This is a genomic window from Pediococcus cellicola (assembly GCF_001438655.1).
Lineage (GTDB): Bacteria > Bacillota > Bacilli > Lactobacillales > Lactobacillaceae > Pediococcus > Pediococcus cellicola.
In genome coordinates, this window is record NZ_JQBR01000003.1 from 1 (window position 1) to 12355 (window position 12355).

Genomic DNA, 12355 nt, shown 5'->3' on the forward strand with positions numbered 1-12355 from the left:
ATGTTTGTATCAAATTATAACTTCAGTTCCGACGCTTTCCGTGATACCACCTTGATTTGTAGAATATTCGCATATCCTGCCTCAACAACTCCTGTTTCCAAAAGTCAGAGGCGTTAACGAACCTCACCACGAATTCACAGCTTGCACTGTCAATTTACTCCAAGTTCATCTTCGCATCGTATTCTGATCCGCGTTCTCAGCAACCCACGGTCTCTAAAATCATACTAACCATGCTACTCTTCTTATCGCAGTATCTTATGTTTTCTCGTTTTCTAATATATTTTTAATTTACCACAGATTTTTTTAGTGTCAATGTGAAATTATATTAATATGTTTGTTTTATTGAGGCGTCGCTTCACTCAAAATTGCGCATCATTTTTTACTATGATATAAAGCTAGACTCACAGACAACAAAAAAAGCACTCACCAGTGTGAATGCTTTATCATGCTTGTTACTGGACTTGAACCAGCGACCTCCGCTTTACTAGAGCGATGCTCTACCAACTGAGCTAAACAAGCATAAAAACTAAAATTGCTCCTTAACTAGTATACCGAATTTGACCAATAAATAAAATGCTTTTTTGAAATTTATTTATTTTTTCCAAGTAACTAGCCTATGTAGCTAGGCGCAATAACCGCTTAGATGAGTATTTTATCAAGAATCTAGCTTGGAAGCAAGTCTAAGACAGTTACTCTTAATTTCTATGCATGAAAAGCCATCAAAATAATATTTAGATATTGGTTCAGAATTAGAGCTACCTTTTACGAGCTATTTTTCAGGTAAAGATGCAATCTTTTCATTCTTTAGAATAACCCGCCTTAACCATTTTGCAGTCGAATTTGGGCGATGAGAAACCATTAAAATAGCCACCGGTAATTTTTTTAAAACGCGTAAAAAGTCGTTTTCGCTTTTCTGATCTAAGTTCGCAGTAGGTTCGTCCAAAACTAATAACGGTCGTTCTTCCACCAACGCTCGTGCCAAACCAATTTTTTGTAACTGCCCTGCAGATAAATTAATTTGGTCTCCACCAGACACCCTAGATGCTAAACCATCAGGTAATTTTGTGACCAAATCAGTTAATTCTGCTGTTTCAACGACCTTGGCCAACTGTTTGTCTGAAAGTTCACGACCTAAGAGAATATTTTCTCTTAATGTACTCGAAAAAAGTTCTGTCTTTTGAGGAACATAGGACACAAGTTCCCTATGAGCGACACGCTGCACTACTTTTTTATTTTTTAAAATCTCTATGTTTCCGGAAGTAGGCCTATAAAAACCCATTAATAATTTCTCGGCGGTTGTCTTGCCTGTTCCACTCTCACCTGTCAAAAGAACTTTATCTTTACTTTTCAAATTAATGAAGAAGTCTGCATTTTTCAAAACCCACTTTTGGTCTTTCGTATAGCGAAATGAAACATTTCTGAAACCCAAGCTATCTGGATGACTCATTGATTCCATGGCAATCTCTGTAACTTGTTGTTGTTCCAAAAAGTCTACAATTCTTGTTAAAGAGACCTTTTGACGTAACCAGTTGGCATACAGTCCAGGCAACTGATAGAAGACCCATGTGAAATTGGCATTTAACACATTAAATCCCATAAATTGCCCCAGTGTCAGCTGGTTAATACTGATTAAGTAAATACTGAACACTAGCGGCGTCACATCAAAAACGAATCCTGACGCTAGGCTCAATCCCGTCATTTTCCACTGACTTTTTGCATTTTCAAGTTGACTTTGTGTGTATTTTTCGTACTTTTCCTTAAATAAAGTCAGTCCAAATTTCTCGGCAAAAAAACTGTACAATAGGGCCCTAGCATCAAAAACCTGCAACATCGTTTCTTGCATATTTTCTTGGTTAACCTGCTTTTTTTGCTGTGTTTGACTGATTAGCCTCCCAGTTATTTTTGGCACCCATGCTGAAAAGAGACTCAGAACTAAGATCACACACGTTAGTAACCACGAAGTCGAAAATCCAAATATTAGGGCTGCCACAAATGAACTTATACCAACCAACAAGCTCGTCACCGTTTCCGGAACTACACCTGCTAACAAATTGGCATCCGAGGTGCTTAACGTCAGCCAACTTCCTTCTCCCATTTGTTCAAGAACTCTCGTTTTTTTCGTGAACGCTTTTTGAATCAGTTGATCAACAATTTTGAATTCATAAACTTGTTTCAAAACGCCTTGACGACGAACTGTAAAAAGACGACAAAGCCCAATCACAAGGCTTAAAGCCGTCAAATAAACAGCATTCCAAACGAATCGCACCGGACTTGCACTCAAGTAATTTACTAGCCCGTTTAAACCATTTGCTAAAAAGAATTCAGCAACGGCACCTAGTACACCGGCAATCCATAACCAAATAAGTCGTTTTTCCCTAAAAAGTGATTTCAAAAATTGTCTTTCTTGTTTTTCCATAAGCTATTTACCTACTTTGATGACCGTGTCACTATCCTGAATAAGATCAAAAGTGTGCGTAATAATTAAAACACCGATTTTTTGGCTAAGCTCGCGAACTGTATGCATTAACTCAGACTGGTTTCTGGCATCTAAATCCGAAAAGGGCTCGTCCATAATTAAAAATTGTTTATGCGCTAAAAGTGCTCTGGCAATCGAAAGGCGCCGCATCTGACCTTCAGAAAAATTAGTTACTTTACCAACCTCTGTGTGCCAACCGTCCGGTAGTGCATCTATAATCCGATCCATATTGACCGCCTGTAAAGCTTGATGCACATCTTGCCTATCATAAGGCTTATCCAACGTCAAATTACGCCAAACTGTGGTATTGAACAATTGATTTCTTTGCGGAACATAAGCCAAAGCACCTTGAAATTGTGTCCGCTGTTGGCCTTTCTCGTTTACTGCTGAAATGCTACCTTTTCCAGGATCTAACAAGTTCAAAAGGAGCTTAATTAGTGTTGTTTTACCAGCACCATTATGACCCACAACAAAAGTGATTTGACTTTTTAAAATAGATAAATTGAGCTTTTCAAAGACAGGCTCAGTCTGACTGGGATAAGTAAAGTCAACATTGTGAAAAATCAACTTCTGCAATGGCTCTTGTGTTGTGCTTTTTACATTATCTTCATGAGTCTGTTCAGTTTTAACAGCCGCTAATCGTTTATTTACTCGGTCAATCGCAACTTTTTGTTGTGCCAAAAAAGAAGTCACAACCGGTAGTGACATAAACGGATCCAAAATTGAGCCAATTCCAGCATTCCAAACTCCGACCATAACATTAAGGTTAAGAAAATTGTTTTTGACTAAAAAGAGTCCTCCAACCAGCGAAATAATTTCTACAAAATAAATACCACCCGTAAACAAACCATTATTGGCAGCTGCTGTATTCACATTTTGCTTTCAATCAGGCATTTTTTGGTCATAAAAATGTTTATGGGTATCCAAAGCCCAATTAGCCACATGAAAAACTGAAAGGAGCGGTATGTTTCGATATAGCTCTGTAAAGAAACGTTTATGCTGGTCATCAAGGCGTTCATATTTTCTTCGTGCCTTAGCCTGCTTAGTATAAAAGCCACGTGCTAACAAGAAAAAAGTTATGCCAATGACAAGGTAAAAAAAACCAGCTACGTATGACGCAATAAAGACATAGCCTAACCCCAAAAGTAAAGAGAGTGAAAAATCAAATAATGGCGAAACACCAGAGTATAGATAATTTGCGATCGTTTCAGCATCTTGATTAACTAAATTAACTAGTTCTCCCTCTTTAATATCCTTACTATTTTGGTAATTTAAAAAGCCTCGCATAAGTTTGAGACTAACTGTTTCGCTGATGTGCTTCTTGATACTTTCCATAAGCATTGAATACTTATAGAAAATGAGGCCATAAAGTAACGATCCTAAAATCAAAGCTATTAAAACGCCCCAAAGTCGTGTGCCTTCGCGTTGCATTGCAATCGCAATTCCCACTTGAATCATGATAGAAACAAACAAATTAAAGCCACTCATAAATAATTTACTTAAAATGAGCCATGGATATGCTGATCTAGGCACCAGTTTTAAAACATCATTTAATCGCATCAAATCACCTACTTTCTTACCTATTCCTCTAAAACCGCTACCGTGTTAAAAGCATCCTATCACTCCTTATTTTATTTGTAAACGGTTAAAATTAAATTAGATTCTTTTAATCATAAATCTCCATAATTTTATGGTAAGGAGCAAAATGAATGGCCAGTAAATCTTAGCCAGCCATACAAACAAATTCACACCCACCAAGAAATGGCATTTTGACGCAAATGTTTTTCAACATCTTCCGACTGCATCAAAAAAACCTCCCAAAACGAGAAAATTCTCTCATTTTGGAAGGCTATTTCGACAGTAATGCCTAAGCTAATTTAATCGTTCGCCATTGCTAGCAATCACTTCTTTGTACCAATCAAAAGAAGCCTTTTTGTATCGATTCAAGGTTCCATGTCCTTGGTCATCTAAATCGACATAGATAAAGCCATATCGTTTCGACATTTGACCTGTTGAAGCACTCACTAAATCAATGCATCCCCACGGTGTATATCCCATGAGATCCACACCATCTTCAATTGCCCCGGCCATGGCCTGAATATGTTCCCGCAAATAATCAATACGATAATCATCTTGCACGTGAAATTCAGCGTCCGGTTTATCAACTGCTCCTAAACCATTCTCAACAACAAATAATGGTTTACGATAACGATTGTACAACTCATTCAAAGCAATTCGCAGTCCAACAGGATCCACTTGCCAGCCCCACTCGCTAGTCTTCAAGAAGGGGTTCTTTACCCCACCAATCAAATTACCTGAGGCTTGTTCTCGATCCGAGTCAGCAACATCAATAGTTGTAGACATATAGTAACTAAACCCAATGTAATCTACGGGATTGGCTTTTAAAAGTGCTAAATCCTCATTACCAACCTGCAAATCGGAAAAACTGAAACCAAACTTATTCATGAGTTTTTCCGTATAAGCTGGATATTCTCCACGCACTTGAACATCCCCACAAAAGTGGTTAAAAGCTTGATTTTGTTCTAACGTGGCCAACTGATTAATTGGATTAGCATCGTAAGAATAGGTTGTGGCATATAACAGCATGCACCCAATTTTTAGCTCAGGGTCCAAGGTATGTCCAATTTGAACGGCTTTAGCCCCGGCAACGAACTGATTATGCCAAGCTTGGTAAATATTTTGCTTGTCATTAGCACCGTTAGCTGCAATTAAGCCCTGACCCATTACTGGAAATGTGTAGGCACTATTAATTTCATTAAACGTCATCCAATACTTAACTTGATGATAATACCGTGTCAACACCGTACGTGCGAATCGTTCATAAAACGTGATTAATTGGCGATTCTTCCAGCCACCGTACTTTTTAACGAGATTTAAAGGCATTTCATAATGTGAAATGGTGATCACGGGTTCAATATCGTATTTTTGACAAGTTGCAATGACTTGATCATAAAATTTCAATCCAGCTTCATTAGGCTCTTGATCATCACCATTGGGAAAAATTCGTGACCACGCAATCGAAAAGCGATAACACTTGAAGCCCATTTCGGCAAACAAGGCAATATCTTCCTTAAAACGATGATAGTGATCAATGCCATTATGATTAGGGTAGGTGTACTGTTGTTCGTCAATCGTCCAATCAAAGTCGGGTGCATTCACCAATTTAAAACGATCTGGTCCCCCAGGCAAAGCATCAGCAATGGACAAGCCCTTACCATCAGCTTGGTAGGCACCTTCTAATTGATTAGCAGCTGTTGCGCCACCCCACATAAAGTTTTTGGGAAAACGACTCATATTTAGTTTCCTCCTTAATTAAATAATATACATAGCCACATCTTCATTAGTGACCGTTGTTTTTTCATTCGACACAATTTCAACAAAATCTTTGGTATTCGTCACAATCACTGGTGTGGTAGTATCGTATCCAGCCTGCTTAATCGCTGCCAAATCAACATCCATCAGTAACTGTCCCTTTTTAATTTTATCGTTATCTGCGACATGTGCAGTGAAAGGTGCTCCTTTCAAATTAACGGTATCTAAGCCAATATGAATCAACAACTCAATGCCGTTATCACTCTTTAATCCAATGGCATGTTTGGTTGGAAAAACGGTCATCACTTCACCGTCAAACGGCGCATAAATTTTGCCTTCTTCAGGAATAATGGCCACCCCATCCCCCAACATTTTTTGGGCAAAGGTATCATCTGCGACACTCTCTAAATTAATCATTTCACCTTTAACGGGACTATAAACTTTTTTAGTTTCTTTGGCGCCAGATGGCACAGTTGTTTTAGGCTGATCTTTGGTTTCTGTTTTTGTTGCTGCTTCAACTGGTTTTTCATTAATACCAAATACAAATGTCAAAATAAATGTAAGCACAAAGGACACAACCAACACAATAATGGCATTAATTAAATTACTGCTGTCTGTTTTGCTAACAAATTGTGGCAACGAAATTAGAGATGGTACGGCAAATGCGAAGGACTTCAGATTTACAAAGCCCATGAACAATCCAGTGACACCACCAGAAATCATGGCCGCATATAACGGCTTTTTATATTTCAGCGTGACACCATACAAGGCGGGCTCAGTCACCCCAGCTAACAAGGCCGAAATTCCTGCAGCACTTGCAATTTGGCGAGTGTTTCGATTTTTAGTCATGATCGCAACCGCAAAACTAGCAGCACTTTGCGCAATATTCGCCGCTAGCATTGCTGGTAAGATCAGGGTATCGGGTGATGCCACTGAAGCTGCTAAGAAGATTGGGGCAAATGCCCAGTGCATGCCTGTCATGACAATAAGTGGCATAAAGGCTGCCATCAAAGCCATCGCTAACCAGCCAGCCTTGCTTTGAATAAACAGAATAATAGCTGACAATAGTTTTCCAGCGTACGTGCCAATTGGTCCAATCAAAACCAATGCCAAAGTACCTGTAATAAATAAAACTAATAATGGTTTCAAAATACTTTTTAAAGATGCTGGACAAACTTTGTCAATTCCCATTTCAATGTATTTCATCGCCCAAACGACCATCAGAATTGGAATAACTGATGAGGAATAATTTACCAATGTAATTGGCAAGTCCATAAAATGAACGGCTTTTCCCGCCGTCACCATCGCGATAAAGTTAGGATGAATCATCACACCAGCAATTGTAATGGCTAACATTGGTGTTACTTTAAAGTACTTAGCGGCAGTATATGCCAACATAACTGGTAGAAAATAAAAAGGAGCATCTCCAAAGATATTCAAAATGGCATAGCTTTGTCCTTTTTCGTTTAACCAGCCTAATAGGGGCAGTATAATCAAGATAACCTTGATCATCCCACCGCCGATTAAAGCAGGGATCAAAGGTGACATACAAGACGAAATAAAATTAGCAAATCGATTGAACAAGTTGACCTTTTCTTTGCTGTCGGTTTGCTCATCAGCTTGACTGGCATCTCCGGTATCGATCTTGCCTAACTTCAAAATTTCATTGTAGTAATTAGTGACATCATTACCAATGATAACTTGGTATTGGCCTGACTGATGATTCACGCCCACGACTCCGGGGATATTTTTTACCGCTTCGTCATCCACAATACTTTCGTCTTTTAAACGAAAGCGTAGTCGGGTCATACAATGAATCAGTGAATGAATATTTTTATCTTCACCCACTGCTTTATAAATTTGTTTAGCTGAATTTACGTAATCCATGAATAAACTTCCCTTCTTTTATAAAAAAAGACCCAAATAGCCAAATACGCTATTTAGGTCATGCTCAATTAAGATAACACCCTATAAATTTTTAACTAACCGACTAATATGCACCGTCAAATATAATAATTCTGTGCTACTAATCTCGTACTGATATTTCTTTTGAATAAACGCTTGTACTTTGCGAGAACACTTATACGGTTGGGCATACTTCTTTTCCAAAGTATGAAGAAGATCTTCATCATCGTCGTCATAATGTTTGTTTAAAAGCACCCGTTGTGCAAAAAACTTCAGATGCGTGATAAATCGATAGTAATTTAACGAACCTTCGTCAAACTCCGTATGATAATAATTTTTGACAATGTCCTCAACTTCTTTAACCATATTGGTGACGCCATAGGCTAAATTTTGCTCAACACCAGACTCTGTCTCTGCATTCACAAAATGCAAAGCCACAAAAGCACTCTCATCATCTTCAAGTGCGATGCCTAGTTCCTTTTTGACGACTTCCACCAATTTTTGCCCGACCGCAAATTCATCTGGATAAAAACGCGCCACGTCCCATTTCAAAGGATTTCTTAAAATAATTTGATCCCGATACCTCTGAATAGTCGTGTGCAAATGATCCGTTAAATTCACATAAATAATCTCGTTGAGTTGTTTACCCAACTTAATTTTAGCAAAATTGATAATTTTTTCGGCAATCATAATTTCATTCAAAGGAACATCAATGACTAAATCCGTAAATTTATTCATGGTATCCGGATCCTTAATTATGAAAGTCTTCTCTACTTTTTCAATCTCAATCTCTTGTCCCTGTCTTTTACCGAATGCGATCCCGGGTCCCATCAGCAAAATGTCCATGCCATCGTGGTTTACAGAGATGGCTGTATTATTATTTAAAACGCGTTTTATTTTCACTTAAACCACCTAAAAAGACTTATCCATCATAGGTTCACTTGTTCCTACAATAAATAAGTCATGCTCAAAATTTTGATAACACCTTAATTATTCAAATTTAATAGTTTCGGCCACACATGCTTACCCGAACGCAATCACATTGTGACAATGTTTCTATATTAACAGTGAATGTATCCGCTGTCAAACCTTTTCATGAAACTTATGGCACGATTTGTTCAGAAAGTTCATTTTCAGATTGTAAAATCTCAATTTACTCACAGCAAGGATGACTAGACCAATTTTTGTAAAACAGCCAAAAAGTTATATATCATGTGACATAATGTAACATGACCACTTGTGTTTTTGTGTTAAATATTCTAGACTAATAAATGAAATTATTTTGTAACTTTCATTCTTTTTCAGGAGGCTTTCCATTATGAAAACATATTTTCAAAGATTAGGGCGTTCTTTGCAGCTCCCCGTCGCTGTTTTACCAGCCGCCGCGCTGCTTGTTGGCGTTGGCTTTTGGTGGGCATCTGCCGACAACGGCTTTATCGCTAACTTCTTGCAGGCTGGCGGAAATGCAATTCTTAACCAACTACCGTTACTCTTTGCGGTCGGGACGGCTTTAGGAATGGCTAAAGACAAAGATGGTGCCGCCGCACTTGCCGGGTTAGTGGCTTTTGAAGTTCCCACTAACGTTTTAAAAACGAGTTCGGTTGCTACCTTGCTGGGAACAAAAGTTTCGGCCGTTGATCCATCATTTGCGGCCATCAGTAATGTTTTTATCGGGATACTATCCGGACTCATTGCTGCAGCCCTCTATAATCGATTCCACGAAACAAAATTGCCTATGGCGCTGTCATTCTTTAGTGGGAAACGATTAGTTCCTATTTTAGCGGCACTCGTTATGTTAATCATCAGTGCTGTTTTACTAGTTGTTTGGCCTCCACTCTACAATGCCTTAGTTCTTTTTGGTAAATTTGTAGTTGGCTTAGGACCACTTGGAGCCGGTATCTATGGATTCTTCAATCGTTTACTAATTCCAACCGGCCTCCATCAAGCGTTAAACTCTGTCTTTCTATTTAACGTTGCCGGCATTAATGATATTGGCAAATTTCTGGCCCATGAAGGTCCCAAAGGTATCACCGGTATGTATCAAGCTGGTTTCTTCCCAGTTATGATGTTTGGCTTACCAGCTGGTGCTTACGCTATTTATCGCAATGCCCGTCCAGAACGAAAACAGGAAGTGGGTTCTTTGATGCTTGCTGGAGCCTTCGCTTCATTTTTCACTGGTGTTACGGAACCACTTGAGTTTTCTTTCATGTTCGTGGCTTGGCCATTGTATGTGATTCACGCTTTCTTTATGGGACTCTCAATGGCTTTTGCCGCCTTTATGCACTGGACAGCTGGTTTCTCATTCAGTGCTGGACTCATTGACTATGTCCTAAGCTTAAAAAATCCCATTGCCAACGAACCGTTGATGTTAATTCTTCAAGGTCTCGTCATGGCTGTGATTTATTACTTTGGCTTTAACTTTGCCATTCAAAAATTCAATTTAATGACTCCTGGACGCGAACCCGTTACAACTGGTGACACAAAAAGCGCACCAGTGGCCATTAAAACGGATCAAAAAGATGATAAATATACCCTTCAGGCTAAAAAGATTTACGTTGCCTTAGGCGGCAGTGACAACTTAACTGCCGTTGATAATTGCACCACCCGTTTACGTTTGCAACTTAAAGATACAGACAAAATTGACGAGGCCGCCATCAAACGCAGCGGTGCCGTGGGTATCAACAAGTTAGACAAGACTAATCTCCACATTGTGATTGGCACAGAAGTGCAATTTGTCGCTGACGCCTTAAGTCAACTATTTAATGAAAAGACACCTCTTTCGGCTTTACAAGCGACCACCACAGCTTCAAAATCAACTCCAAGCCACCCTGCAGATACCAACGTTCAATCAGGTGTCGTAAATGACTTTTACAGCGTGGCTACTGGGCGCTACTTAAATATTGAAGATGTGGCTGACCCAACCTTCTCCAAAAAAATGTTAGGAGATGGATTTGCGATCGATCCCGATGATGGTACCATCACGGCCCCCGTTGATGGTAAAGTCACCACTGTCTTTCCTACCAAGCACGCGATCGGTTTTACAACCGATTCCGGTCTCGAAATTTTGTTACACATGGGAATTGACACCGTTGAATTGAAAGGCAAACCTTTTGACGTCAAAGTGACCGAGGGACAATCTGTTAAACACGGTGACTTGGTTGCTCAAGTGAATTTACAAGCTATTAAAGACGCCGACAAACAAACTTCCATGTTAGTCGTTATTACTAATATGGATGCTGTTTCATTGCTGAAGTTTAAAATACTTAACAATCAGGTGTCTTCCGATACAAAAATCTTAGAAAGCACAACCAAATAAAAGTTCGTAAACAAAAGGCCGGGAAAACTCCCGGCCTTTTTGGGTCTCTAAACTTTAATCATCGAAAGTGGGGAAAAGCTGGCTTCGTCACTTAACTACGTCGTATGCGCGAAGCCAAAACCTTTTTTCACTTTTTTGATTACGCTTGTTCAGTTATTAAGCTACGGCTACTGAGATCTTTTCAATAATCGCGGCAAAATCAGTTAGCGTTTGTTTCCACGTAATCGATTGCAAATGCGCAACTCCCCTTTGGACACGTTTTTCAATGACAAAGCTGTTCTGACTGGCATTCAAGAAAGCTTGTGCTAAATCTTTCTCGTTGAAACTCGTTTGTAAATAGGATCCCGTTGGTAAGAAATACTTACCTGTGCCTTCCTTAAAATCAATGAGTGGTAAGCCACAACTCATCATTTCAAATGGAACGAGTGAGAAATTAGTCATGGACGGTGCAATACCAAAGTCACTTTCATGATACAGTTTAATCATTTCAGCTTGCGTTAGTTTTCCTAAATTTTCACCACTTATAAACTGAGCGTCTTTTTCGGTGCCGAAGTAATGTAAATTTAGTTTTACACCATGGTTAGCAAGGATCTTTTGGCAATTCTTCAGCGTTAGTTGAATATTAATAGGTGCGCGACGTGGACTACGCCATTTGGTATAAACTGCCACATCAAACGTCTTTTTATTTTGATAACGACTAAAATCTCGTTTTTGATAAGGATAGCTTTCTAAATTAACTGGAAAATTAATTTGATCAATTGGACTATTTACCTGACAATTTTCACGGATCATTTTCGCACACCATGGTCCCAAAGACACCATGTGCAATCCTAGCTCGTAACTCTTTTTAGCCAACTGGTAACGATCCCCAAAAGGATAAAAATAAGGTTCATAGTCTTGAACAAAATACATTTTATATCCTGGTTTGTTCTTAATGACATAAGCCGACTCCCATAACGTGGCAATCCAAATATCAGATTTGTGCTCATCCAACTGACTCATGTCTAAACAAGTTCCTTGATAACTCGGATAGTTAAATTCAGCGTTTTGTGCCATCTCTTGGCGCGTCTGCGGGACGTAACTTAAATAATAAACGTCGTAGCCTTCTTGACTAAGTAACGTACCTAAATGTAGCATGGTCGTTTGCCCACCGTCATAAGCAATGATTCCCGTAGTGACAAAGGTAATGGTATGGTAAACATCCTTTTTCTCTTGCTTAGCTGGTTCATAATTAAAATATTTTAAAATATTATCGTATTCGTGAATGTCTCCTTGTGGTACATCTTGCATAACTGTTTTCACTGGTTTCATAAAATATGACTCCT

General features: G+C 39.0%; 8 protein-coding genes and 1 tRNA gene. 1 reads left to right on the forward strand and 8 read right to left on the reverse strand.

The genetic code is table 11. The annotated features are described in order from the left end of the window. Nucleotides 1–446 precede the first annotated feature (446 nt). The 7 genes from IV80_RS03205 to licT form a co-directional block, all read right to left on the reverse strand. A tRNA-Thr gene (locus tag IV80_RS03205) sits at nt 447–519 on the reverse strand. A 250-nt stretch (nt 520–769) separates the two neighbouring features. Then, entirely contained in the window at nt 770–2416 is a 1647-nt protein-coding gene (locus IV80_RS03210; protein WP_057749457.1) for an ATP-binding cassette domain-containing protein, read from the reverse strand. Nucleotides 2417–2419: 3 nt separating this feature from the next. Beyond that, on the reverse strand, nt 2420–3349 hold the full coding sequence (locus IV80_RS03215) for an ATP-binding cassette domain-containing protein (protein WP_057749460.1): 930 nt from the start codon (nt 3347–3349) through the stop codon (nt 2420–2422). A gap of 9 nt (nt 3350–3358) precedes the next feature. Continuing rightward, entirely contained in the window at nt 3359–4036 is a 678-nt protein-coding gene (locus IV80_RS03220) for an ABC transporter transmembrane domain-containing protein (RefSeq protein WP_057749463.1), read from the reverse strand. A 312-nt stretch (nt 4037–4348) separates the two neighbouring features. Next, nucleotides 4349–5791: a glycoside hydrolase family 1 protein gene (locus IV80_RS03225; protein WP_057749466.1), complete on the reverse strand. Its 1443-nt coding sequence runs from the start codon at nt 5789–5791 to the stop codon at nt 4349–4351. Between the two features lie 18 nt (nt 5792–5809). Then, nucleotides 5810–7696, reverse strand: coding sequence for a beta-glucoside-specific PTS transporter subunit IIABC (locus IV80_RS03230; protein ID WP_057749469.1), 1887 nt, complete (start codon nt 7694–7696; stop codon nt 5810–5812). A gap of 81 nt (nt 7697–7777) precedes the next feature. After that, nucleotides 7778–8617 (reverse strand): BglG family transcription antiterminator LicT, encoded by an 840-nt coding sequence (gene licT, locus IV80_RS03235; protein ID WP_057749471.1) that lies wholly within the window; start codon nt 8615–8617, stop codon nt 7778–7780. A 415-nt stretch (nt 8618–9032) separates the two neighbouring features. Between licT and nagE the strand changes: the two genes are divergently transcribed. Continuing rightward, nucleotides 9033–11030, forward strand: coding sequence for an N-acetylglucosamine-specific PTS transporter subunit IIBC (gene nagE / locus IV80_RS03240; RefSeq protein WP_057749474.1), 1998 nt, complete (start codon nt 9033–9035; stop codon nt 11028–11030). 156 nt (nt 11031–11186) lie between these two features. On the opposite strand, the gene IV80_RS03245 is transcribed toward nagE, so the two are convergent. Next, the gene (locus tag IV80_RS03245) at nt 11187–12341 is read right to left on the reverse strand and encodes a glycosyltransferase (RefSeq protein WP_057749477.1); all 1155 of its coding nucleotides are present in this window, start codon (nt 12339–12341) and stop codon (nt 11187–11189) included. Nucleotides 12342–12355 lie beyond the last annotated feature (14 nt).

Coding starts and splice junctions, on each gene's coding strand:
- IV80_RS03210 (WP_057749457.1), bottom strand. CDS start 2,416: ATGGAAAAACAAGAAAGACAATTTTTGAAATCACTTTTTAGGGAAAAA.
- IV80_RS03220 (WP_057749463.1), bottom strand. CDS start 4,036: ATGCGATTAAATGATGTTTTAAAACTGGTGCCTAGATCAGCATATCCA.
- IV80_RS03225 (WP_057749466.1), bottom strand. CDS start 5,791: ATGAGTCGTTTTCCCAAAAACTTTATGTGGGGTGGCGCAACAGCTGCT.
- IV80_RS03230 (WP_057749469.1), bottom strand. CDS start 7,696: ATGGATTACGTAAATTCAGCTAAACAAATTTATAAAGCAGTGGGTGAA.
- nagE (WP_057749474.1), top strand. CDS start 9,033: ATGAAAACATATTTTCAAAGATTAGGGCGTTCTTTGCAGCTCCCCGTC.
- IV80_RS03245 (WP_057749477.1), bottom strand. CDS start 12,341: ATGAAACCAGTGAAAACAGTTATGCAAGATGTACCACAAGGAGACATT.